19 protein-coding genes and 2 rRNA genes are annotated in these 24841 nt (G+C 56.4%); 14 read left to right on the forward strand and 7 right to left on the reverse strand.

Annotated features, from left to right (window positions below):
• Nucleotides 1-262: 262 nt before the first annotated feature.
• Nucleotides 263-3152, forward strand: a 23S ribosomal RNA gene (locus EAO82_RS04020).
• 151 nt (nt 3153-3303) lie between these two features.
• A 5S ribosomal RNA gene (rrf, locus tag EAO82_RS04025) occupies nt 3304-3419 on the forward strand.
• A 551-nt stretch (nt 3420-3970) separates the two neighbouring features.
• Here the strand turns inward: rrf and tnpC are convergent.
• The 3 genes from tnpC to tnpA form a co-directional block, all read right to left on the reverse strand.
• Nucleotides 3971-5512, reverse strand: coding sequence for an IS66 family transposase (gene tnpC / locus EAO82_RS04030; RefSeq protein WP_096347533.1), 1542 nt, complete (start codon nt 5510-5512; stop codon nt 3971-3973).
• A 74-nt stretch (nt 5513-5586) separates the two neighbouring features.
• A complete protein-coding gene (tnpB, locus tag EAO82_RS04035) occupies nt 5587-5922 on the reverse strand; it encodes an IS66 family insertion sequence element accessory protein TnpB (protein WP_096347532.1) in 336 nt (111 codons plus the stop codon).
• Nucleotides 5919-6281 carry an IS66-like element accessory protein TnpA gene (gene tnpA, locus EAO82_RS04040; protein WP_096347531.1) on the reverse strand — a complete coding sequence of 121 codons (363 nt, stop codon included), beginning with the start codon at nt 6279-6281 and terminating at the stop codon, nt 5919-5921. Before tnpA ends, tnpB begins: the two co-directional genes overlap by 4 nt.
• Nucleotides 6282-6517: 236 nt before the next feature.
• Between tnpA and cysP the strand changes: the two genes are divergently transcribed.
• From cysP to EAO82_RS04065, 5 genes are read left to right on the forward strand one after another with little or no spacing between them, the layout of a single operon-like run.
• Complete coding sequence (gene cysP, locus EAO82_RS04045) at nt 6518-7546, forward strand: thiosulfate ABC transporter substrate-binding protein CysP (protein ID WP_096345988.1); 1029 nt, start codon at nt 6518-6520, stop codon at nt 7544-7546.
• 12 nt (nt 7547-7558) lie between these two features.
• Nucleotides 7559-8425: a sulfate/thiosulfate ABC transporter permease CysT gene (gene cysT / locus EAO82_RS04050; RefSeq protein WP_096345945.1), complete on the forward strand. Its 867-nt coding sequence runs from the start codon at nt 7559-7561 to the stop codon at nt 8423-8425.
• A 6-nt stretch (nt 8426-8431) separates the two neighbouring features.
• Nucleotides 8432-9298: a sulfate/thiosulfate ABC transporter permease CysW gene (gene cysW / locus EAO82_RS04055; protein WP_096345946.1), complete on the forward strand. Its 867-nt coding sequence runs from the start codon at nt 8432-8434 to the stop codon at nt 9296-9298.
• Entirely contained in the window at nt 9298-10395 is a 1098-nt protein-coding gene (locus tag EAO82_RS04060) for a sulfate/molybdate ABC transporter ATP-binding protein (RefSeq protein WP_096345947.1), read from the forward strand. The genes cysW and EAO82_RS04060 overlap by 1 nt, the downstream gene beginning before the upstream one ends.
• A gap of 32 nt (nt 10396-10427) precedes the next feature.
• Nucleotides 10428-11054 carry a class I SAM-dependent methyltransferase gene (locus EAO82_RS04065; protein WP_096345948.1) on the forward strand — a complete coding sequence of 209 codons (627 nt, stop codon included), beginning with the start codon at nt 10428-10430 and terminating at the stop codon, nt 11052-11054.
• On the opposite strand, the gene EAO82_RS04070 is transcribed toward EAO82_RS04065, so the two are convergent.
• Nucleotides 11051-11905, reverse strand: coding sequence for a LysR substrate-binding domain-containing protein (locus EAO82_RS04070; RefSeq protein ID WP_096345949.1), 855 nt, complete (start codon nt 11903-11905; stop codon nt 11051-11053). The genes EAO82_RS04065 and EAO82_RS04070 overlap by 4 nt on opposite strands.
• 107 nt (nt 11906-12012) lie before the next feature.
• Between EAO82_RS04070 and EAO82_RS04075 the strand changes: the two genes are divergently transcribed.
• A complete protein-coding gene (locus EAO82_RS04075) occupies nt 12013-12288 on the forward strand; it encodes a DUF1127 domain-containing protein (RefSeq protein WP_174958699.1) in 276 nt (91 codons plus the stop codon).
• Here the strand turns inward: EAO82_RS04075 and EAO82_RS04080 are convergent, their stop codons facing one another.
• Entirely contained in the window at nt 12289-13311 is a 1023-nt protein-coding gene (locus tag EAO82_RS04080) for an alpha/beta fold hydrolase (protein ID WP_096345951.1), read from the reverse strand.
• 153 nt (nt 13312-13464) lie between these two features.
• Between EAO82_RS04080 and glnT the strand changes: the two genes are divergently transcribed.
• From glnT to EAO82_RS04095, 3 genes are all read left to right on the forward strand, one after another.
• On the forward strand, nt 13465-14826 hold the full coding sequence (gene glnT, locus EAO82_RS04085) for a type III glutamate--ammonia ligase (RefSeq protein ID WP_096345952.1): 1362 nt from the start codon (nt 13465-13467) through the stop codon (nt 14824-14826).
• Nucleotides 14827-14912: 86 nt separating this feature from the next.
• Nucleotides 14913-16007 carry a putative urea ABC transporter substrate-binding protein gene (locus tag EAO82_RS04090; protein ID WP_410402925.1) on the forward strand — a complete coding sequence of 365 codons (1095 nt, stop codon included), beginning with the start codon at nt 14913-14915 and terminating at the stop codon, nt 16005-16007.
• A gap of 60 nt (nt 16008-16067) precedes the next feature.
• Nucleotides 16068-16679: a TetR family transcriptional regulator gene (locus EAO82_RS04095; RefSeq protein ID WP_096345953.1), complete on the forward strand. Its 612-nt coding sequence runs from the start codon at nt 16068-16070 to the stop codon at nt 16677-16679.
• Between the two features lie 60 nt (nt 16680-16739).
• On the opposite strand, the gene EAO82_RS04100 is transcribed toward EAO82_RS04095, so the two are convergent.
• A complete protein-coding gene (locus tag EAO82_RS04100) occupies nt 16740-18704 on the reverse strand; it encodes an alkyl/aryl-sulfatase (RefSeq protein ID WP_096345954.1) in 1965 nt (654 codons plus the stop codon).
• 315 nt (nt 18705-19019) lie between these two features.
• On the opposite strand from EAO82_RS04100, the gene nspC reads away from it, so the two are divergent.
• Together nspC and EAO82_RS04110 are read left to right on the forward strand one after the other, a co-directional pair.
• A complete protein-coding gene (gene nspC / locus EAO82_RS04105) occupies nt 19020-20117 on the forward strand; it encodes a carboxynorspermidine decarboxylase (RefSeq protein WP_096345955.1) in 1098 nt (365 codons plus the stop codon).
• 46 nt (nt 20118-20163) lie between these two features.
• Nucleotides 20164-21402: a saccharopine dehydrogenase family protein gene (locus EAO82_RS04110; protein ID WP_096345956.1), complete on the forward strand. Its 1239-nt coding sequence runs from the start codon at nt 20164-20166 to the stop codon at nt 21400-21402.
• Nucleotides 21403-21470: 68 nt separating this feature from the next.
• Here EAO82_RS04110 and EAO82_RS04115 read toward each other — a convergent pair whose 3' ends face one another.
• Nucleotides 21471-23168 carry a VOC family protein gene (locus tag EAO82_RS04115; protein WP_096345957.1) on the reverse strand — a complete coding sequence of 566 codons (1698 nt, stop codon included), beginning with the start codon at nt 23166-23168 and terminating at the stop codon, nt 21471-21473.
• Nucleotides 23169-23391: 223 nt separating this feature from the next.
• Here EAO82_RS04115 and EAO82_RS04120 point away from each other — a divergent pair, with 223 nt between their 5' ends.
• Nucleotides 23392-24741, forward strand: a complete 1350-nt coding sequence (locus EAO82_RS04120) for a glutamine synthetase family protein (RefSeq protein WP_096345958.1) — start codon at nt 23392-23394, stop codon at nt 24739-24741.
• The last annotated feature ends 100 nt before the right edge of the window (nt 24742-24841 follow it).

The raw sequence follows: 24841 nt of genomic DNA on the forward strand, positions 1-24841 counted from the left end.
AGACGCCAGAGTTCATACATGAACAATCACCGGGAAGGCTCCGAGTGGATTGTTGATGTCTGGTCTTTGTGCCAGTCGCTCTTTAACAATGTGGGAAAGTGATAGAAATGATAGACATAACAGACGTTTCACTGCGATCTGTTATGGCTAAGGTAACTTGTAATCTCAACGCAAGTTCCGGATTGTCGTGAATCATGTCATACATATCGCTTTGAATAATCGGCGCTAGCTTCGGCTAACGACAGATTGTTTGGGGTTATATGGTCAAGTGAATAAGCGCATACGGTGGATGCCTTGGCAGTCAGAGGCGATGAAAGACGTTGTAGCCTGCGATAAGCTCCGGGGAGTCGGCAAACAGACTTTGATCCGGAGATCTCTGAATGGGGAAACCCACTTAGCATAAGCTAGGTATCACACACTGAATACATAGGTGTGTGAGGCGAACCGGGGGAACTGAAACATCTAAGTACCCCGAGGAAAAGAAATCAACCGAGATTCCCCAAGTAGCGGCGAGCGAACGGGGAGCAGCCCTTAAGCAATTTAGAGTTTAGTGGAAGGTCCTGGAAATGGCCGCCATAGTGGGTGATAGCCCCGTACACGAAAGGCTCTTAGTTGTGAAATCGAGTAGGACGGCGCACGTGAAACGTTGTCTGAACATGGGGGGACCATCCTCCAAGGCTAAATACTCCTGACTGACCGATAGTGAACCAGTACCGTGAGGGAAAGGCGAAAAGAACCCCTGTGAGGGGAGTGAAATAGATCCTGAAACCGTATGCGTACAAGCAGTGGGAGCCCACTTGTTGGGTGACTGCGTACCTTTTGTATAATGGGTCAGCGACTTATATTCTGTGGCGAGCTTAACCGTCTAGGGGAGGCGTAGGGAAACCGAGTCTTAATAGGGCGTTTAGTCGCAGGGTATAGACCCGAAACCGGGCGATCTATCCATGGGCAGGTTGAAGGTGCCGTAACAGGCACTGGAGGACCGAACCGACTACCGTTGAAAAGTTAGCGGATGACTTGTGGATAGGAGTGAAAGGCTAATCAAGCTCGGAGATAGCTGGTTCTCCTCGAAAGCTATTTAGGTAGCGCCTCGTGTATCACCACTGGGGGTAGAGCACTGTTTGGGCTAGGGGGTCATCCCGACTTACCAACCCCATGCAAACTCCGAATACCAGTGAGTGTCAGCACGGGAGACACACGGCGGGTGCTAACGTCCGTCGTGAAAAGGGAAACAACCCAGACCGTCAGCTAAGGTCCCAAAGTTATGGTTAAGTGGGAAACGATGTGGGAAGGCTTAGACAGCTAGGAGGTTGGCTTAGAAGCAGCCATCCTTTAAAGAAAGCGTAATAGCTCACTAGTCGAGTCGGCCTGCGCGGAAGATGTAACGGGGCTCAAACCATACACCGAAGCTACGGGTTCATCTTAGGATGAGCGGTAGAGGAGCGTTCTGTAAGCCTGTGAAGGTCAATTGAGAAGTTGGCTGGAGGTATCAGAAGTGCGAATGCTGACATGAGTAACGACAATGGGAGTGAAAATCTCCCACGCCGGAAGACCAAGGGTTCCTGCGCAACGTTAATCGACGCAGGGTGAGTCGACCCCTAAGGCGAGGCCGAAAGGCGTAGTCGATGGGAAACGGGTTAATATTCCCGTACTTGTAGTTACTGCGATGGGGGGACGGAGAAGGCTAGGCCAGCACGGCGTTGGTTGTCCGTGTTTAAGGTGGTAGGCTGATTTCTTAGGTAAATCCGGGAGATCAAGGCCGAGAACTGATGACGATCTTTCTTTTAGAAAGAGAAGTGGTTGATGCCATGCTTCCAGGAAAAGCCTCTAAGCTTCAGGTAACTAGAAATCGTACCCCAAACCGACACAGGTGGTCAGGTAGAGAATACCAAGGCGCTTGAGAGAACTCGGGTGAAGGAACTAGGCAAAATGGCACCGTAACTTCGGGAGAAGGTGCGCCGGTGAGGGTGAAGTATTTACTACGTAAGCCCATGCCGGTCGAAGATACCAGGCCGCTGCAACTGTTTATTAAAAACACAGCACTCTGCAAACACGAAAGTGGACGTATAGGGTGTGACGCCTGCCCGGTGCCGGAAGGTTAATTGATGGGGTTAGCTTCGGCGAAGCTCTTGATCGAAGCCCCGGTAAACGGCGGCCGTAACTATAACGGTCCTAAGGTAGCGAAATTCCTTGTCGGGTAAGTTCCGACCTGCACGAATGGCGTAATGATGGCGGCGCTGTCTCCACCCGAGACTCAGTGAAATTGAAATCGCTGTGAAGATGCAGTGTATCCGCGGCTAGACGGAAAGACCCCGTGAACCTTTACTATAGCTTTGCACTGGACTTTGAATTTGTTTGTGTAGGATAGGTGGGAGGCTTTGAAGCGTGGACGCTAGTTCATGTGGAGCCAACCTTGAAATACCACCCTGACAACTTTGAGGTTCTAACTCTGGTCCGTTATCCGGATCGAGGACAGTGTATGGTGGGTAGTTTGACTGGGGCGGTCTCCTCCCAAAGAGTAACGGAGGAGTACGAAGGTGCACTCAGCACGGTCGGAAATCGTGCGTAGAGTATAAAGGCAAAAGTGCGCTTGACTGCGAGACCCACACGTCGAGCAGGTACGAAAGTAGGTCTTAGTGATCCGGTGGTTCTGTATGGAAGGGCCATCGCTCAACGGATAAAAGGTACTCCGGGGATAACAGGCTGATACCGCCCAAGAGTTCATATCGACGGCGGTGTTTGGCACCTCGATGTCGGCTCATCACATCCTGGGGCTGAAGCCGGTCCCAAGGGTATGGCTGTTCGCCATTTAAAGTGGTACGCGAGCTGGGTTTAGAACGTCGTGAGACAGTTCGGTCCCTATCTGCCGTGGACGTTTGAGATTTGAGAGGGGCTGCTCCTAGTACGAGAGGACCGGAGTGGACGAACCCCTGGTGTTCCGGTTGTCACGCCAGTGGCATTGCCGGGTAGCTACGTTCGGAAAAGATAACCGCTGAAAGCATCTAAGCGGGAAACTTGCCTCAAGATGAGATCTCACCGGGAGCTTGACTCCCCTAAAGGGCCGTCGAAGACTACGACGTTGATAGGCTGGGTGTGTAAGCGTTGCAAGGCGTTGAGCTAACCAGTACTAATTGCCCGTGTGGCTTGACCATATAACACCCAAGCAATTTGGTGTGGTCATGACCTTGATGAACGACAATCCGAACTTGGATTGAGATTGCAGTTACCGCTATGAAAAAACATTTCTATCACCGAACCACCCCTTTACGCCGTGTAGGCTAGCACCTGCACAGCAACGAATTGCTTGACGACCATAGAGCATTGGAACCACCTGATCCCATCCCGAACTCAGAAGTGAAACGATGCATCGCCGATGGTAGTGTGAGGTTTCCTCATGTGAGAGTAGGTCATCGTCAAGCGCTTATACTGAACAGCCCCGCCTGGAAACAGCGCGGGGCTTTTCTTTGCGCGGAAAAAAGTGGTCCAAGCCACTTGAACCAACGACTACCCTGTATTCAACCCCCTTGTCCCGGCCATACCCGTCATTCCCGCGCAGGCGGGAATCCAGTCGGACCTGGACTCCTGCACCTTGATCGCAAGCAGAGCGCTCTCTACCGCTGCGCTTGGATTCCCGCCTGCGCGGGAATGACGAGGTGGGTTGCAATGGCATGGTGGAGGGGGGCAGAGGTGTAGCGACTAACGCACAAGCCGAGGGCGATGCGTACAGCCGTTGGCGTAACCAGATCACTGTTTACCAGCACAAAGCACCAATACCGGCTTGACTCGCTCACTAGGCCCCCCGCACCCTCTTCCGTAAGCGTCCGGCGAAGTCACCTTGCGCGCCTGTATCACCCTCTTAACGGGTCGCTGTATCACATGCTGAACGCTTTTCTTGTATCACCCTCTGCACGCTTATAAATCAGTGCGAGACTATTACGGGGTAGCCGTTTTGGGTGATACACCGCGGCGATTACTGACCCGCTTTTGATGGTTCCCACTGATGCGGCAGTAACTGACTAATCTGGCTCGCTCGCTGTGTTGGTAGCCTGGTCAGCACATCCTTCAGATACGCATACGGGTCATGACCATTCAGCTTGGCTGATTGGATCAGGCTCATCACCGCGGCGGCGCGCCGACCACTGCGCAGCGAGCCGGCGAACAACCAGTTCGAACGTCCCAGCGCCCAGGGTCGGATCTGGTTTTCCACTCGGTTGTTGTCGATAGGCACACGGCCATCGTCCAGGTAGCGCGTCAGCGCAGCCCAGCGTTTCAGGCTGTAATCCAGTGCTCGTGCCGTACCCGAACCGTCCGGCACTTTGGTCCGTTGTGCAATCATCCAGTGATGCAAGGCATCCGCCAGTGGCCGGGCTCTGGCGGCCCTGATCGCCTGTCGTCTATCGGGTGGCTCGTCCTTGGTGTTTCGCTCAATTTCGTAGAGCTTACCGATATACTCAAGTGCCTGTGCAGCCAAGGTGCTCTGGTTAGCCTGGTGTAAGTCATAGAACTTGCGGCGTGCATGCGCCATGCAGCCGATTTCCACGATGCCCTTACCGAACCCGGCTTTATAGCCCGCGTAGTCATCGCACACCAATTTTCCTTGCCAGTCATCGAGGAAGTTGCGGGCATGTTCACCCGCGCGACTTGGAGCGAAGTCATAGACAGTGGCTTTCAGTTCGGCGAAGGGTGTCGTGCAGTAAGCCCAGACGTAGGCCTTATGGGTTTTCTTCTTGCCTGGGGCCAACATGCTGACCGGTGTTTCATCAGCATGCAGCACCGGATGCTGGAGTAGTTCATGCCGTAGCGCATCCACCAGCGGCTGCAACTGAACGCCGCAGGTACCGACCCATTCGGCCAAGGTAGAGCGTGCGATTTCCAGGCCTGCTCGACCGAAGATACGTTCCTGACGGTACAGCGGTAGATGATCGGCATACTTGGCGACCAGTACCTGAGCCAGCAGGCCAGCGGTCGGGATGCCCTTATCGATAACCTGCGCAGGAACGGGCGCCTGGATCAGGGTTTCGCACTTGGTGCAGGCCCACTTGCCACGGATATGCCGCTCGACACTGAACACGCCCGGTACATAGTCCAGTTTCTCACTGATGTCTTCGCCGATACGCGTGAGCTGGCAGCCACAGCGACATTGGGTATTGTCGGGCTCGTGGCGGATCAAGGTGCGTGGCAGCTCCGTCGGTAAGGCTCCGCGCTTGGGTTGCTGCTTGGCTTTGGGCGCTGGTTCGGTAGTTGCCTTTGCCTGTTCCAGCTCGACCTCGATAGCAGCCAGGTCGCTGTCGACCAGCTCGTCCAGCAATAAGCCTTGCATCACAGAGAACTGTTCACTGCGCCGGGCATACTTGTGGCGCTTGAGGATCGCGAGTTCGTGAGTCAGTTTGTCATTCAGCGCAGTACTGTGCGTCAGCGCCCGATCCTTAGCCGCCAGAGAGGCCATCAACTCGGCCGCCAGAGTGCGGAGTTGTTCGGCAGATAGCTGATTGAGGTCGGGCTGCTGGGTCATGGAGGTAGTATGCCCAACCCGCAGCTGGCTGTGCATACACCCTTCGGGTTATGGCGCTTGGCAGCAGGCTATGCTTAAAGTACCGAGATGATGCCGGCGTCACCGATACGCTGCCAAGGCAGTCCTTGAGCCAGTGCCATGAGCTGTTCATTGGTCAGGTTTACCCGGTCACCGCGCCAGGTGTCGGCCCAGTGAAACTTGCCCCGGTTCAGACGTCGGGCACACAACCAGATACCCAGACCATCATGCACCAGGACCTTCATCCGATTACCGCGGTTGTTGGCAAACAGATAAGCACAGTGCGGTCTGGCCGCCCCGAAGACAGCAATAACGCGTGCTAGGGCTTTATCCGGGCCGGCACGCATATCCAGCGGCTCGGTTGCCAACCAGATTTCGTCGATACGGATCATCGCAGCAGATCACGCAGTAAGGCTGCGCATTGGTGTGCCTGCTCAGTAGGCCACTCAACGACAACGGCGCCGCCAGTGTGGGGTATTTCGATACGGATAGCACTATGCGGGCGGGTCTCGGATGACAAGGCAGGTGCTGGTAGCTTTACCGGCACAAATGAAGGTGTTGAATAACGAGTATCGCTGCGCTGTGACTCTCTGATCCAACGGCGGACCATGTTGGCGTTCAGACGGTTATCCAGTGCAATGCGCGATACGGAGACCCCGGGTTCCAGGCAAGCAGCAACGATAGAGGCTTTGAAGTCTGACGTGAAGCGGCGACGCTTCGGTGCGGGCTTGACTACGCTTGATGTGTTCATGACAAGTGTCCACTAAAGAATAAGTGGACACTATCCTGACCGTACCGTTGTCAGCCTCAAGATGTGATTACCGGACGGTTACCCTCTTCCAGCTTCAAATCCTTCTTATGCTTTAGTGTTTTAAGTAATAAGCAAATCCGTCTAAAGCCAATATTGTTCTATGTCGGAGCATTCTGTAGGCTGTGTTTCCTGTTCAAACGGAACTGCATATCTTTGATATGCCTGTGGAGGTTTATATGGTTGGTGGATTATCAGTATTGGGACGCTTAAAAGGCGCGGCTGGCGTATTGGCACTGAGCGCCGGTATGGTGATGACGCCAGCCCATGCCGCAGATCAAGAGATACTCAACTCCTCCTACGACATTGCGCGAGAACTCTTCTCTGACTATAACGAACTCTTCAGTGAACACTGGCAGGAAGAGAGCGGCAAGACGATTGAAATCAAGCAGTCGCACGGCGGTTCATCCAAGCAGGCGCAGGCTATCATTCAAGGTTTGCGTGCCGACGTGGTTACCTACAACCAGGTGACTGATGTGGATATCCTCCACGAGCGTGGCAATCTGATTCCTGAAAACTGGCGCGAGCGCTTGCCAAATGCCAGCTCGCCCTATTATTCAACCATGGCTTTCCTGGTTCGTAAGGGCAATCCGAAAAATATCAAGAATTGGGATGACCTGGCTCGCGAAGGCGTGACCTCTGTACTGCCAAATCCAAAAACCTCTGGTAATGGCCGTTACACTTATCTCGCGGCACTGGGTTACGCGCAAAAGACCTTTGAAGGTGATGAGGCAAAGATTGATGAGTTTCTGAAAACGGTGCTGAGCAATGTTGCTGTCTTCGACACCGGCGGCCGCGGCGCTACCACGACCTTTGTTGAGCGGGAAATTGGTGATGTCCTGCTGACGTTCGAGTCCGAGGTGAATAATATCGTCGCCCAATACCCGGAAGGTGGCTACGAAGTCGTAGTGCCTAAAGTGAGCTTCCTGGCCGAGATGCCGGTGACCTGGATCGACCGCAATATTGAGCGTAACGGCACTGAGGCGGTTTCCAAAGCTTATCTTGAATACCTTTACAGCGAAGAAGCACAACGACTGATTGCTGGTTTCTTCTACCGCGTGCACAACGAAACCGTCAGCGAAGAATTTGCTGATAAATTTCCAGAGGTGGAGCTTGTGTCTATCGAAGAGATTGCTGGCGATTGGGAGAACGCGATGAAGGTTCACTTTGCCAGTGGTGGTAAACTGGATCAACTTCAGCGCAGGTAATCGAATTTTTCCATGAGTACAACCGTGGCCGGCTTATCGTCGGCAAGTAGGAACAAACCCGGCAAGCGCGTCTTGCCGGGTTTTGCTTTGAGTCTGGGTGTCTCCCTTCTCTTTATCAGCTTGATACTGATTCTGCCGATAACCGGTCTGATCGTTCAGACCTCCGGTATGAGCGTGGCTGAATACTGGGCGGTGATCAGCGATGAGCGCGTCGTCGCTTCCTACAAGGTGACCTTATGGGCAGCAGCAATCGCATCGCTGTTTAACGGCGTGGTCGGGCTTTTGCTCGCCTGGGTTCTGGTGCGGTACGAGTTCTGGGGTAAGCGCATCGTTGATGCCTTGATGGATCTGCCGTTTGCGCTGCCGACAGCGGTCGCGGGCATTACCCTGGCGGCGCTGTTCTCCGAGGGCGGCTGGTATGGCGAGTATCTTGCTGCGCTAGGTCTAGAGGTTGCCTTTACGCCACTGGGCATCGTGGTCGCAATGGCTTTTACCAGTCTGCCCTTTGTGGTGCGCACGGTGCAGCCAGTACTGGAGGATCTGGCGCCGGAAGATGAGGAGGCGGCGGTGAGTATGGGCGCTTCGGATTGGACGGTATTCAGGCGCATTCTATTCCCTTCCCTGTGGCCAGCCTTGATGACGGGTATTGCGTTGTCGTTCACTCGCAGCCTCGGCGAGTTCGGTGCGGTGATTTTTATTGCCGGCAATATGCCCTACGTCAGCGAGATCACCAGTTTGATGATCTTCATCCGCCTGCAGGAGTTCGATTACGCCGCAGCAAGCGCGATTGCGTCCGTTGTGCTGATGGCTTCGCTGGTTCTGTTGTTGGCTATCAACTTATGGCAGGCGCGTTACTTACGTCGCCTGCATGGACGGTAAGCGCCCATGAGCCGGTCAAAATCTACTTTGCGTATCGGTGATCAGCCCTGGGTTAAATGGGGGCTGATTACTCTGGCACTGAGCGTGACTATACTATTGCTGGTCATCCCGCTGGTGCTGATCTTCGTCGAGGCCTTTTCCGAAGGTGCGCAAACCTTTTGGGAAAATCTCACCGACACCTACACGCTGCATGCTATTGGGCTGACGCTGTTTGTGGCGGCACTAACGGTACCGATCAATCTGGTATTTGGCGTGTTTCTCGCATGGCTGGTAACCCGCTTCGAATTTCCGGGGCGCAAGGTACTGATTACCCTGATCGACATCCCCTTCGCCGTATCGCCAGTTGTGGCCGGCTTGCTCTATCTGTTGCTGTACGGCAGTAACGGTTGGCTCGGCAGCTGGCTGATGGATCAAGACGTGCAACTGATGTTCGCCTGGCCAGGCATTTTGCTGGTGACTGTGTTCGTCACTTGCCCCTTTGTTGCCCGCGAGCTGATTCCTTTGATGCAGCAGCAAGGCCGCGAAGAAGAAGAGGCCGGTGTGGTACTGGGCGCATCGGGGTGGAAGCTATTCCGCAAGGTGACGCTACCGAATATCCAGTGGGCGCTGCTGTACGGCGTGATATTGACCAATGCCCGGGCTGTGGGCGAGTTCGGTGCCGTATCGGTGGTGTCCGGCAATATTCGCGGAGAAACCAATACGCTGCCGCTGCATGTCGAGCTGCTGTATCAGGATTACAACGCAGTCGGGGCTTTCACCAGTGCGTCGCTGCTTGCTGGGATTGCGCTGCTGACCCTGCTGGTAAAGGGCTTCGTCGAGTGGCGCCAGTCCCGCCAGCGCGCCCCGCTATCTGACCAATCGGACAGTCGCTGATGAGTATTACCCTAGACGGTATCAACAAGTATTTTGGCCAATTCCAGGCCCTCAAGGATATCTCTCTGGAGATCCCCGATGGTGAGCTTACAGGGTTGCTGGGGCCTTCAGGTTCGGGCAAGACCACCTTGCTGCGCATCATCGCCGGCCTGGAGACGGCAGAGCAGGGCCGCATTCTATTTCATGGCAAAGATGTCACGTCGCTGCATGTGCGTGAGCGACGCGTTGGTTTCGTGTTCCAGCACTATGCGTTGTTCCGGCATATGACCGTGGCGCAGAACATCGCCTTTGGTCTGGAGGTGCTGCCGCGCAAGGAGCGCCCTGGCGCTGCGGATATTCGCAAGCAGGTCGGTGAATTGCTGGAAATGGTGCAGCTGAGTCATTTGGCTGATCGCTTTCCTTCGCAGCTGTCCGGCGGACAGAAACAGCGCATTGCCCTGGCCCGCGCGCTGGCGATGAAGCCGCAGATTCTGTTGCTGGACGAGCCGTTTGGCGCACTGGATGCCAAGGTCCGCAAAGACTTGCGCCGCTGGCTGCGTGCGCTGCATGACGAGTTGCACTTTACCAGTGTGTTCGTCACCCACGACCAGGAAGAGGCGCTGGAGCTGTCCGATCGGGTGGTGGTGATGAGCGCCGGCAAAATTGAGCAGGTCGATAATCCCCAGGCCCTTTACGCCCAACCGGAAAGCCGTTTTGTCTTTGATTTTCTGGGGCATGTGAACGTGTTCAACGGTACCGTGCAGGGTCAACGTTTGGCTCAGGGCGATGGTTGGGTGGATATGCCAGCGCCGATAACCGATGAAGCCGTGCAGCTGTATCTGCGCCCACATGAGGTGCGCTTGCAGGACAAACCCGCAGAGCACGCCAATCTGCCCTTGCGGATTGAATCAATCAGCTTGATCGGGGCCGAGGTCCGGCTGGAACTCTTGCCCTGCGGCTGGCATTCGGAAGAGCCCTGGGAGGTGGGTATCAGCCATGTGGAATTCAACCGCTGGCAGCCGCAACGTGGCGACCGGTGCTATGCTGTGCCGGACGTCGGGCATCTGTTTGACGCACATGAGGGGCAACCGCAAACGCTCAGTTGGGTTAAAGACTGAGACGCCGCAGTCCCCCCGGGACGGGAGGTCTGATGAATCCTTACGAACGCTATGTATTGCCACGGATGATCGATATCGCCTGTGGGATGGGCGACGTGATGAAAGCGCGCTCACGCATCGTTCCGCAGGCGATAGGAGAGGTGCTGGAAATCGGGATTGGCACCGGGCTGAACCTGCAGTTCTACCGTCCCGACCAGGTAAGCTCCATTGTGGGGGTCGACCCGGCCGCGCAGATGCAGACGTTGGCCCTGCGGCGTGCAGCCGCGTGTGGCATTCCGGTGGAAATGATCGCGGTGGATGTGCAAGGCATCCATGCCACGGACGACCGATTCGATACTATCGTCATGACCTTCACCTTGTGCTCGATTACCGATCCGCTACCAGCCCTGCGCGAAATGTTGCGGGTGCTCAAGCCCGGCGGGCGCTTGTTGTTCTGCGAGCACGGGCTGGCTCCGGATGCGTCGGTCAGACGCTGGCAGCACCGGTTGACCCCGATATGGAAACCAATCGCTGGTGGCTGCCATCTCAATCGCGACATCCCACAGCTGCTGCGTGATGCCGGGTTCAATATTGGGGAAGTAGCGACCGAATACCTGCCAGGCCCGCGGCCAATGACCTATATCTACAGTGGATGGGCGCAGCAGGAAACGCTGGCCTAAAGTCTGAAGCCATCAGCGATATAGTCTGCCAGACACTCGCTCACCGGCGACCGCGTCTGCGCATTGCGCAGCAGTACGATACTCGCGCTGGGCATGGTCGGCAGGCCATCGTCAACGCCGAGAATACGCATGTCAGCCGGGATCAGACTTTGTAATTGCGCGGTGATTGCCAACCCAGCGCTGACCACCGCCATGATCGCCGACAGGCTGGGGCTGGTATAGGCCACCCGATAATCCCGACCCATGGTATCCAGCGCGTTGCAGGCCCAATCGCGACAGAAGCATTCGGCGTTGAACATCGCCAGCGGCAGGCTCGATTGTTCGTTCAGGTCGAACCCGGCTGCCTGCGCCCAGACGATCTGTTCCTGGCGCAGTAACTGGCCAATTTCCTTGCCCGGCTCCCGCGTCACGATCGTCAAATCCAGATCCTTGCGTTGCAACAGATGAAAGGACGGCTCGCAATGCAGCTCTACCTGGACCATCGGATAGGTTTGCGCAAAGCGGGCGAGGATGCTGGGCATAAAGCGCATGACATAATCATCCGGCGTGCCCACACGGACGCTGCCGACCATATGCGGTTCGCGCAGGCTGCTCATGACTTCGCTCTGCAGTTTCAGAATGCGCCGTGCATAGCCCAGCAGCAATTGACCTTCTGCGGTCAAGCCCAGTTGCCGGCCCTCCTTGAGAAACAGCGCGCGCTGCAGTACGTCCTCTTCCAGACGCTTCATCTGCATGCTGACCGCTGACTGTGTCCGATTCAGGACTTCGGCTGCGCGGGTAAAGCCGCCTTGATCGGCGATGGCGACGAAGGTGCGCAGCAACTCGCTGTCGATAGTGGGGAAGTTGGCCATAGATCAATTCCTGAGATGGCAGGCATCATAAACATTCGTTGGATTGATGTTAGCTCCAGCGCAAGACTAGCGCCATACCCTATGGAGGGTGGATGGAGGATATGGCGATGAAAGTAGCGAGAAAGCAGGTTGTGGTAGAACAGTATAGTCAGGATCACGGGCGGGCTCTGCGCCGTTTCCCAGGCCAGGCAAAGACCCTGGTGCTGGCGATGGTGCGCCGGGTACAGCGTTGGCAGCGACTGGCCTATGAGCGGCGCTTGCTCGGCGCGCTGGACCAGCATCAGCTCAGGGATATTGGCATCACCCGGGCTGAAGCGCAGCGCGAAAGTGCCAGGCCGTTCTGGGACGACGCCGGGACGGATGAGCAGCGGCGCGAGATGTGATCAGTGATCGAGCAGCTTGGCGCAGGCCGCCAGAATCTTTGCCGTATCCGGCGGATTGCGTCCTGGCGCGCCCGCACAATGTCCCCAGTCGGAGACGAGGGGCATAAACTCGGCATTGGGCATTTTTGCGGCTTCCCAGGCGGCATCCTGTTCCGTGAAATACAGGTCCGTGGTGCAGGGCATGATCAGCGTCTTTGCTGTGATGGCTCCGAGTGCCGCGGCAATATCCCCATTGAAGCTGTCATTGAGACTGATATCGGCGGCCTTCCAGCTTTCCAGCACGGTCAACAAATTGTTGGCATCCTGGGCCAGATGGTCATCCTCCCAGTACTTCAATAATGCCGGGATATTTTCAAACCCGAGTTGGCGGTAAAGCTCATCCCGGAAGAACGCCTGGCTATAGGCCCAGCCGGCATAAACGCGAGCAAAGGCTTTTAACCCGGCCGTCGGTTGGTGGTGATAAAAGCCGTCATGCCAGGCCGGATCGCAGGTCAATGCTGCCTTCACCCCTTCGAGAAATACCTGGTTGTGCGGCCAACAGCGTGCGGTGGCGCAAATGCTCATGACGCGTTTGACCTGTTGCGGATATAGGCAGCCCCATTGCAGTGCCTGCATACCGCCCATGGACCAGCCCATGACCAGCGCGGGTGAGGCATCGGCGAAACGCTTTTCCAGCAAACGCTTCTGCGCTCTGACATTGTCGTAAAGACTGACGTGCGGAAAATGACCGCGCGCCTGATTGTTTGGCGCATTACTCGGTGAGATCGAGCGCCCGTTGCCGATCAGGTTAAGAATGACAATGCAATACCTGTCTGGATCAAGCGGGCTCTGCGCACCAATAAGGGGCAGAACGCCTTCGTGTGTTCCACCATAGTACGTCGGGATCAGAATCAGGTTGTCGCCCGCTGCATTCAGTTCCCCGATCTGGACATAGCTGAGCCAGGCGTCGCGCAATATGTCACCGCTTTGCAGAGGCATATTCCCCAACTGAATGATTTGCTCAAGTCCTTGATATACCGACATTACTACGACTCCTCTCTCGATATGTAGATGCCCATGAAAGCAACACGGGACAGTGCCGCGCTTATTTATACATGCATGCTGGCATGTATGTTGAATGGAAGAATCATACCAAGCTCGCCGATGTCGGCGCTTTTTTCATTCTGGAGTGCAGTCATGACCGTTCAGCCATCACCCGAAAGCCTCAAGCAAACCCTGCAGGACAAAGGCGTTAAATACGCCTTGGCCGGTTATGTGGATATTCACGGCATCATCAAGGGCAAGTTTGTACCCATCTCGCATATCGGTCGCATGCTCAAGGGCTCGGAACTCTTTACCGGTGCTGCTCTGGATGGTGTACCACAGGATATCGCTGACAACGAAGTGGCGGCGATGCCGGACGTTGCAACCATGACTGTCTGCCCGTGGAACTCGGAGCTCGCCTGGTTTGCCAGCGACTTGCACCTGGAGGGCGCGCCCTTCGAAGCCTGTTCGCGGAGCATTCTCAAGCGCCAGGTTGCGGCCGCCGCGGATATGGGCTTCACCTTCAATCTGGGTATTGAAACCGAGTTCTTCCTGTTCAAGGACAGCGCCGATGGTGGCTTTGAACCTATTAGCGGCCGCGATATTCTGGCCAAGCCCTGCTACGACCCGCGCACCCTGGGCGATAACATGCATATCGTCGGTGAACTGGTTGAGGCAATGAACAGCATGGGCTGGGACGTCTATTCCTTCGATCATGAAGACGCCAACGGCCAGTTCGAAACCGATTTTACCTATACCGACGCATTGGGCATGGCTGACCGCCTGGTGTTCTTCCGTCTGATGGCCAACGAAATCGCTCGCAAGCACGGCGCGTTCGCTAGCTTCATGCCCAAGCCCTCGGCCAACCGCACCGGCAGCGGCGCGCACTACAACATGTCGCTGGCTGACCGCGAGACCGGCAAGAACCTGTTCGATCCGGCCAATGGCGAAGACACCCATGGCTGTGGCGTCACCGAAATGGCCTATCACTTTATTGCCGGCATCATGAAGCACGCTGGGGCTATCAGCGCGGTGATTGCGCCGACGGTCAACAGCTACAAGCGTCTGGTGCGCAAGGGCGCGATGTCCGGTTCGACCTGGGCGCCGGTGTTTGTCTGCTACGGCAATAACAACCGCACCAATATGTTGCGTATTCCCTCGCAGGGGGGCCGGGTGGAATGCCGCGCGGCGGACATCGCCTGTAATCCGTATCTGGGCGCGGCGATGATTCTGGCTGCAGGTCTGGAGGGCATCCGCGAGGCCATGGATCCGGGTCAGCCGCACCGCGAGAACATGTACAACTACAGCGACAAGGAAGTGCGCGAGATGGGCATCGAAATGCTGCCGCAGAACCTTGGCGAAGCCGTCGACGCCTTTGAAGCGGACCCGCTGTCCAAGCAGGTTTTTGGTCAGGCGATGTTCGACAGCTTCGTGCAGTTCAAGCGCGAAGAGTGGACCAGCTATCACACTCACGTATCCGAGTGGGAAATTCAGCGTTATCTGAAATTCTTCTGATTTCATTGCGCCAGCAAAAGCTGGCGCGCCTTTTGCTGTGCTTACCCATAACAGGCAACAGCCTCATATCCCCCAGGAGTTGAAACATGCAAAAGCCTCTTCCCTTTACCCGCCGCCTCAGCGGCTTACTCAAAGGCGCGGTTCTGGCTATGGCCGCATCCGCCATCATGGTGCCTGCCGCTTACGCACAGGAGCGTGACAGCTTCAAGATCGCCTGGAGCATTTACGCTGGCTGGATTCCGTGGAAATACATTGATGAATCCGGGATCATGAAGAAATGGGCCGACAAGTACGGTATCGAAGTCGAGATCGTGCAGATCAACGACTATATCGAATCCATCAACCAGTACACCGCTGGTGAGTTTGACGGCGTAGTCGCTACCAGCATGGATGCATTGTCGATTCCCTCCGCTGGTGGTGTGGATACCACCGCGCTGATCGTTGGCGATTATTCGAATGGCAATGACGGTCTGGTGATGAAAGACAGCAGCGATATCAGGGACCTCAAAGGTCAGGAAATCAATCTGGTCGAGCTGTCTGTTTCGCATTATCTATTGGCACGGGCGCTGGACAGCGTTGGCATGAGCGAGCGTGATGTGACTGTGGTCAACACCGGAGATGCGGACATCGTGGCTGCCTTCAGCACGCCAGGCGTGAAGAACGTGGTGACCTGGAACCCGCTGCTTGATGACGTAGCAAAAATGCCTGGCGCCAATCGCGTATTCGACTCCAGCCAGATCCCCGGTCACATCAAGGATCTGACCGTGGTTAACACCCAGACCCTGGCAGATAACCCCAAACTGGGTAAGGCGCTGGTTGGCGCCTGGTTCGAGTTGATGGCTGAAATGGGCACTGACAGCGAAGCAGGTCAGGAAGCTCGCGCGGCCCTGGGCGAAGCCTCTGGTACGGATCAGGCCGGTTATGAAGCACAACTGGCGGGCATGAAAATGTTCTGGAAGCCGGCCGACGCAGTCGCGTTCATTTCCAGCGACGAAGCAGTCGAGGCAATGGACAGCGTTCGTGACTTCTCCTTCGAGAAAGGTCTGTTGGGTGATGGTGCGCCTTCTGCCGATTTTGTTGGCATCAGCTTCCCCGGTGGCAAAACGCTGGGCGATACCGATAATATCAAGCTGCGCTTCGATCCCTCCTACATGCAAATGGCGGCTGACGACGCACTCTGATAAAGCCCTCCACCTGCCTCGGTCTGATCGGTCGAGGTGGGTGATGCGATTGGAACACCCATGCGCCGTACCAAAGAAGACGCGGAAAAAACCCGCCTGAAAATCATCGAAGCCGCGCTGGTGCTGTTCAGCCGCAACGGTTTCTCGAATACCACCCTGGCGATGATCGGCACCGAAGCCGGCTATAGCCGCGGACCCATCTACTGGCATTTCAAGAACAAGGATGACCTCTACCAGGCTGTTCTGGCCTGCTCGCAGGAGCCGCTTGAGCAATTGATCGACAATGCCGCTCGCGAGACGGCCAATCCGGTTGCCGCAATAGATACCTTTGCCAGGCAGTGGTTGGTCCTGCTCGCTGAAGATGTCTGGTTTCGGCAGTCGTTCGAAATTCTATTGAACAAAACCGAATTGACCGAAGCGGTGGCGCCGACGCTCAAACGCGAGAGAGAGCTGACGCGGCATATTGTCGATACCTTGTCACAGTTAGTCGCCCAGGCGCAGCAATTGCATCAGATTCCCTCCACGCAGCCAGCGGACAAACTCGGGCTGCTGGTTTACACCTATTTGATGGGCGTGACCCAGAGCTGGCTGTTTGCGCCTGAATTGTTCTGCCTCAAGCAGGAAGAGGAATTCTTTGTGCAGCGGCTGCACGGCATGCTGATGCTGAGTTAAATGGGTATAAACAACAAAGCCGGGGCTTGCGCTCCGGCTTTGTTGTTTCTGCAGTGAGGGTTATCGCGCGACCGGCTCGATAATCGCGAAGTTGGTAGGCGGTTCCTCAATGAGTTGCAGCAAACCGAAAAACGCCTTGGGGTTGCCCTCCACGCTGATGTCGCCCGCCTTGACCGCGTCGGGGAAAGTCAGTTGGCGCAGCAGAATACGGTCCAGGGTGGCGCGCGTCATACTGACGCTGGCATCGGCATTATCGGCCAGGCTGCCAGCGCGGTAAGTCAGGGTCGAGTTCTGCAGGTTCAAGCGATACTGCTCGTCGATATCGGTCAGGCTCCAGTTGATCACAAGGTGTTGGCCTTCGGCTTTTTCTGCATTCAGACGCACTGCCAACAGATCGAAGAACATGCCGGCTTCCAGAGCCTGTAACAGATCTGGCGACAGTGCGTTGCCGCGGCGCGGCTCAGCTGTGCCCTCGCGCAACTCCTGGGCGCCGGTCAGATAGGCGCCGCGCCAGGTGCCCGCTTCTGCTTGGTAGCCCAACTGCTCAAGTGCATCAGCGCCCAGTTCGCGAGCTGCCTGGTTGCCCGGTTCGGCAAATACGGCCTGACTCATGACCCAGGCTACCCAGCGGTATTCACCCTTGGCAAAATCTGCACGGGCCTGCTCCAGCAGCTTGTCCATGCCGCCCATATAGCTGATGGTTTTGCTCGCATTCTCTTGTGGCGGCAACGGATCCAGATTGGCTGGGTTGGCGTCGTACCAGCCCATATAGCGCTGATAGATGGCCCGAGCATTGTGCTTCAGCGTGCCGTAATAGCCGCGCGCATACCATTCCTGGTCGAGGCTTTTCGGCAGCTTGATGTTCTCGGCAATATCGCCCGCCAGGTGGCCCTTGTTCATCATCCGTACCGACTGGTCATGAATGAACTTGTACAGATCTCTTTGTACGCCGAGAAAATGCTGAGCCTGTTTCTGCTCCCAGATCGGCCAATGGTGCTGGGCGATAAGAATGTCAGCGCGGTCGCCAAAGCGCTCGAGTGCCTTGTCGATATAGTGCGACCAGGCGCTGGCATCGCGAATGGCTGCGCCGCGAATGGTGTAGATGTTGTGCAGATGCTGGCTGGTGATTTCCGCGGTATTGAGCACTTTGAACTGCGGGAAATACATCATCATTTCCGACTCGGCTTCGGTGCCGTGGGCCATCTGGAATTCGATGTCGATGCCGTCAATGGTCAGTTTCGCATCATCAGGCACTGTGTCAGTCGGGGCGATCAGGGTAATGGGGCCGCTGCCCAGCGCTTTGCCCAGGCCGGTATCCACATGACCGCGTTCACCCGGTGGCACCTGCGCCCCAAACTGGTAGGTGGCACGACGGGTCATGGCATTACCGGCTATCACGTTTTCGGATATGGCGTGCTGCATGAAGCCGTACGGAGCATAGACCTTTACCTTGCCTGCGCGCACATCCGCCTCATCGATCACACCTTTTACCCCGCCAAAATGATCGGCGTGGTTGTGGGTGTAGAGCACGGCAACCACCGGTTTTTGCGGACGGTTCTGGTAGTACAGATCCAGACCGGCCTTGGCGGTGGCCGGCGTCAGCAGCGGATCAATAATGATCAGGCCGGTCTTGCCTTCAATAATGGTCATGTTGGCCAGATCCATGCCGCGAATCTGGTACATGCCTTCGGTGACTTCGAACAGGCCGTGTATCGCGTTCAACTGTGCCTGACGCCAGAGACTGGGATTGACCGTGTCCGGGGCTGCTTTACCATTCAAGAAAGCGTAGGCCGCCATATTCCAGGCCGTTTTGCCCTCGCTGTCGATGACTTTGCCTTCAGGCCACTCGGCGATAAATCCTCGCCTGGCGTCATCAAATGCCTGGGTATTGGCGAAGGGCAGGGCGTCGAGAACCGCCTTGTTGCGCTCAGCGGTATAGGATTCTGCAGGCTTGGGTTCAGCGAAAGCATTCAGGGTGCAGCTTGCGGTGAGGATGCTGGTTAACAGCAACGGGCGGTAGCGCATGGTGGATAAACTCCAGCGTTGTTTTTATCGGCAATAACCTTAAGTAGTTAAGACTATAAAAGTGCGGAGCCTTATATATCCAATGCATTTTTAGTGCGTTTTTGATGCGCAATGCGCATTGATGCAATCTGACGAATATTATTTTTATATTGTGCAGCCAAATTGCCACACTAACTCGCTATGCTTGGCGGCCGATGAGACGGGATCGGGGTGCATTTTTCCTCGAAGCCGGGGGCCCTTTAAACTATAATCGCGCGCTTTCTCAACGCCGGGCCCTGCCCGGATGTTCGGCACCGACCAGAGGGGTATGACTCAGTGATCAAGACGCCGTATTACCTGATCGACAAGAGCAAGCTGCTGCGCAATCTGGAAAAGATTGCCTATGTACGCGAACACTCCGGGGCCAAGGCATTGCTGGCGCTGAAGTGTTTTGCCACCTGGTCGGTATTCGATCTGATGCAGCAATATATGGACGGCACCACTTCTTCGTCGCTGTATGAGGTCAAGCTCGGCCGTCTTAAGTTCGGCGGCGAGACCCATGCCTATAGCGTCGCCTATGGCGATGATGAGATCGAGGAAGTGCTGGCGCATTCGGACAAGATCATCTTCAACTCGATCAGTCAGCTTGAGCGCTTTGCCGATGCCTCTGACCTGCATGTGCGCGGGCTGCGCCTGAACCCAGGCGTCAGCAGTTCGGAATTCCTGATCGCCGACCCTTCGCGTCCCTTCAGCCGTCTGGGCGAGTGGGATGCCGAGAAGATCGCCGATGTGATCGATCAGGTCTCCGGCTTCATGATTCACAACAACTGTGAGAACAGTGACTTCGGCCTGTTCGACCAGATGCTCAGCCAGATTGAAGAGCGGTTTGGCGAGTTGCTCGAGCAGGTCGAATGGGTCAGCCTGGGTGGCGGCATTCATTTCACCGGCGAGGGCTACCCGCTGGATGCTTTCTGCGAGCGGCTCAAGCGTTTTGCCGAGCGTTACGACGTGCAGGTGTATCTGGAGCCCGGTGAGGCGGCCATCACCATGAGCACCTCACTGGAAGTGTCGGTGCTCGATACCCTGTATAACGGCAAGCAACTGGCAGTGGTCGACAGCTCCATCGAGGCGCATATGCTCGACCTGCTGATTTATCGTCAGCCAGCGAAGATGGAACCCTGTGAAGGTGAGCATGAGTACATGGTGTGCGGCAAGTCGTGTCTGGCGGGTGATATTTTCGGCGAGTTCCGTTTTGACAAGCCATTGAAGGTCGGTGATCGCCTGTCATTTATCGATGCGGCTGGTTACACCATGGTCAAGAAGAACTGGTTCAACGGGGTGAAAATGCCATCCATTGCCGTGCGGCAGCTGGACGGCGAGATCGAACTGGTCCGTGAGTTCGGATTCGAAGACTTTGTCAACGGCCTCTCCTGAGGCCTTTAATCCAGCCTTTTCCAAGGAGGCGTTTCGAGGAAGAGACATGAAGAAAAACGTTCTGATTATTGGTGCCGGTGGTGTTGCTCAGGTTGTCGTGCACAAGTGCGCGCAGCATAACGATGTGCTGGGTAATATTCATATTGCTTCACGTACGGTGGAAAAATGCCAACAGCTGGTCGACAGCGTACGGGAAAAGGGCAGCCTCAAGGTTGCCGGTGAATTGCAAGCGCATGCGCTGGATGCTCTCGATGTCGAGGCGACCAAAGCGCTGATTGCCAAGACACGGTCGCAAATCGTCATCAATGTCGGATCGGCTTTCGTCAATATGTCCGTGCTGCAAGCCTGTATCGAAACCGGTGCAGCCTACCTGGATACCGCGATCCATGAGGATCCGAGCAGGATCTGTGAAACCCCGCCCTGGTACGCCAACTACGAGTGGAAGCGTCGCGAGCTGTGCGAAGCCAACGGCATCACCGCTATTCTGGGGATCGGCTTTGATCCGGGTGTGGTCAATGCCTACGCGGCACTGGCAGTCAGCGACTATTTCGACAGCGTCAGCGATATTGACATCATCGATATCAACGCTGGTAGCCACGGCAAGTACTTCGCTACCAACTTTGACCCGGAGATCAACTTCCGCGAGTTCACCGGTACCGTCTGGTCCTGGCAGAACAGCCAATGGGTCAGCAACAAGATGTTTGAGGTCAAGCGCACTGACGATTTGCCAGTGGTCGGCGCACACACCAGCTATATGACTGGCCATGATGAAGTGCATTCGCTGTCGCAGAATCTCAAGGTGGCGAACGTGCGCTTCTGGATGGGCTTTGGCGAGCATTACATCAATGTGTTCACCGTGCTCAACAGCCTGGGCCTGCTCTCGGAACAGCCGGTGACTACCGCCGAAGGGCTGGAAGTGGTGCCGTTGAAAGTGGTCAAGGCGGTGTTGCCTGATCCGTCGTCGCTGGCGCCGGATTACCAGGGTAAAACCTGTATCGGCGATCTGATCAAGGGCAAGAAGGATGGCGAGGACCGCGAGATATTCATCTACAACGTCGCCGACCACGCCGAGGCTTATCAGGAAGTAGGCAGCCAGGGGATTTCCTATACCGCCGGTGTGCCGCCGGTAGCGGCTGCACTGTTGATCGCCAGCGGTGAGTGGGATGTGCAAAAGATGGCCAACGTCGAAGAACTGCCGCCCAAACCCTTTCTCAAACTGATGAACGAGATGGGTCTGCCCACGCGTATCCGTGATGAAGACGGCGATCGCCCGTTGAATTTCTGATCATATCGCGACAAATGAAAAGGCCAGCCCGAGCGATCGGGCTGGCCTTTTTTGTCAGCGCTTGGCGGCTATTTTTTCTGCCATGGCGCACGCAGAATTTCGATCAGCGTGCCGTCGGCATCCTTGGCGTAGCCAACGGTCTCGCCCTCTCTGTCGCTGTCAGTAGCGGCGGCCGGCATCTCTGTAACCCGCTCGCCGGCATCGCTGATGGCCTGCGCGATGCCTTCCGGCGACATGCTGCGCACCTCCAGCTTGACCGGGTTGTCGGTGTAATTGCGCGTAGCGCCATGCGTCCAATTCATCAAAACCAGTGCGGAGCCACCCTGGCCTTGCAGGATGTATTCATTGTATTGGAAGGGAATAGGCAGGTAGACCAGTTCGCGAAAGCCCAGATCCTCGACATAAAAATCGCGAGCGGCCTGTAGATCACTGACGCCGATACCAAAGGCGCCGAAGTAGGATTGCAGCGCGTCGGCACTGCCGACAAACTCGATCAGGTTATTATCCAGATCACGGCCAAAGCCAACCGTCACCCCCAGCCCGGCCTGAAACGCCGGCGGCACGGTGACTCGTCCGCCTGCGGCGATGATATCCAGCGCGTATTGATCAGGATCCTTTACATAGAACACCAGCTTTCCAGGATTTTGCTGATAATTGCGGCTGACGCCGTCGGTAAAGGCCATCAGCACTACGTCCGAGCCACGTTCGTCGGCAGAGCGCATAACCACTTCTTCGCGGTCCGCACGGCTACGGCGTGTGACTTCCTGCATGCCCAGTCCGGCGCGGTAGAAACTGACGGCTGCTTCCAGGTCCTCCACACCGATACCAGCGGCGCCCAAGTAGCCGCGGATGCCCTGGCGTATCTCCAGCAGAGTGCCATCGGCATCGCTGGCATAGCCAAGCAGCGCGCCCTCCAGGTCTGCCTCTTCGGAAGCTGCAGGGTCGCGGCTGACATCGCCGCCTGAATCTCTGACGCTCTCGGTCAGGCGCTCGGGGTAGGCCACATCCAGCTGCAGCTTGACCGGATTGTCGGTGTAATTGCGCACGCTGCCGTTGGTCCAGTTCATCAGTACCACGGCCGAGCTGCCGGGCACCGGTGAGGTCAGGATGTATTCGTCATATTGCCCTGGAATTTGCAGAAACTGACTTTCCTCAAAGCCGAGCACCTCAACGTAGAAATCCCGGGCAGCGTCCACGTTGCTGACGCCGATGCCAAAGGCGCCAAAAAACGACTCTGTGGCGGTCGGTTCACCGACGATCTCGATCAGGTTGTTATCCAGGTCGCGTCCGAAGCCGACGACCACATTGCCGACCGAAGGCTGAGCAGCGGGCGGTACCGTGATGCGACCGCCGGCAGCGCTGAAGTCGCTCGCGAACTGATTGGGGTCCTTGGCGTAGAACACCAGTTTTCCGGGGTTCTGCTGGAAGTTGCGGCCGATGCCATCGGTGAAGTCCATCAGGATCACCTTGGAGCCACGGGCGTCGGCGGATTCCAGAATCACCTCGGTGCGGTTGTCGCGCGTCAGACGTTCCAGTTCACGCATGCCCATACCCTGTGTGTAGAGCGTCACCGCTGCATCCAGATCACTCACGCCTATCCCTGCAGCGCTCATGAACGTCAGATTGGCAGGCTCGTTAGCCGGAGGTGGCGCAGGTGGCGTACTGGCATTGTCGTCAGACCCGCCACCCCCTCCGCCGAGGCAGCCATTGAGCAGAAGAATGAGCAAACCCAGCAGCAAGGTTTTGAGACAGATGGCAGCCGGCATGGCGTAGTCCTTTGTTGTCGTTATTAGGGCATAGTTATAAAGGCATATATATGAATGAACGTTCGTTCATAAATATTAAGATACTCCATCTTTGCATGGGCTGCCAACCAGCATCGCGGTGACGTCGCCACCTCATCAGGCTATGATTCCCGGATTGGCTTCCCGATGATTGATGCCGGCCTTGCACGCCAGCTGCGCAACTCCACCTCGAAAGGTATCCCGAATGTCCTCGCCGCTATCTGCTGTCTCCCTGGAAATGCGTCTGGCTGGCGTGCCGGATATTGAATGTGTGACTCCTGATCTGAACGGCATACCCCGGGGCAAGGTCATGACCGTGGATGGTTTTTTACAGGGGCGGCGCTTGCAGATGGCCCGTGGCGTGTTGCTGCAAGCAGTGATGGGCGGTTACCCGGAAGCGCGCTTTTACGGTAACGAAGACGGCGATCTGGTGCTGCGTGCCGTGCCTGAGCAGGTGCATGGTCTGCCCTGGGCCGAGACGCCACGCGCACTGGCCATTTGTGATGCGGTGGAGCTGGATGGACAGCTCTCCGGGTTATCGAGCCGCAGCTTGTTGCAGGAGGTGGTTGAGCGATATGCCGCACGCAACTGGCAGCCGATTGTGGCGACCGAGCTGGAATTCTTTCTGTTTGAGCCGCATGCCGATGTAAACCAGCCGTTCCAGCCGCCGGTCGGGCTGGACGGGCGCCGCGATGCGGGCAACGCCGCCTTCAGTGTCACCTCCAATAGCGGTCTGCGGCCGTTCTTTGAAGAGCTCAAGGCATGCATGGCGGCGCTGGGTATTCCGCGTGACACCTTTATGCACGAGATGGGCGTCAGTCAGTTCGAGATCAATTTCGTCCATGGGGATCCGCTGCTGATCGCCGATCAGACCTTTCTGTTCAAGCACATGCTGCACGAGGTCGCGCTCAAGCACGGCCTGATCGCGGTGTGCATGGCCAAGCCGCTGGCGCGGGTGCCGGGCTGCTCGATGCATATTCATCAAAGCGTGGTGGAGAAGGCCCACGGGCGGAATATCTTTACTGATCCGCGTAACGAGGAGCCGACCTTCAGTTTTGGGCACTACATCGGTGGGCTGCAACATTGCCTGGGTGATATGACCTTACTGATGGCGCCGTATATCAATTCCTATCAGCGCTTTTGCCATACCTACGCCTCGCCCAATAATCTGTGCTGGTCGCATGACAACCGCAGTGCCGGGTTGCGCGTCCCGGCCAGCGGGCCGATGGACCGGCGCGTCGAGAACCGATTGCCAGGTGCCGATGCCAACCCTTATCTGGCAATTGCGGCTAGTCTTGCTGCGGGGCTGCATGGCATCGAAAATGAGATCGAGGCCACTGCAGCGTTTCAGGGCGAATTCGAGGCGCCGGACGAGCTGACGCTGCCGGGCACCCTGCATGAAGCATTGCAGCGCCTGCGCCGCAGTTCACTGGTAAAGGAGTTGTTCAGCAGCGAGTTTGTCGATGGCTATATAGCCAGCAAAGCGCTGGAGCTGGAAGATTTCATGAACGAGATTACGCCCTGGGAGCGGCGCTTTCTCGGCGCGTTTGTCTGATTCTTCGGTCAGGCAAAACCTGGAGCTTCTGCGCGGCGATAAGCACTAGCAGCGCAATCGGACATGGACGCCAGCAGCGGTATTCCCTAACCTGCAGGCA

Origin of the sequence: Halopseudomonas pelagia, assembly GCF_009497895.1 — a bacterium.
Lineage (GTDB): Bacteria > Pseudomonadota > Gammaproteobacteria > Pseudomonadales > Pseudomonadaceae > Halopseudomonas > Halopseudomonas pelagia_A.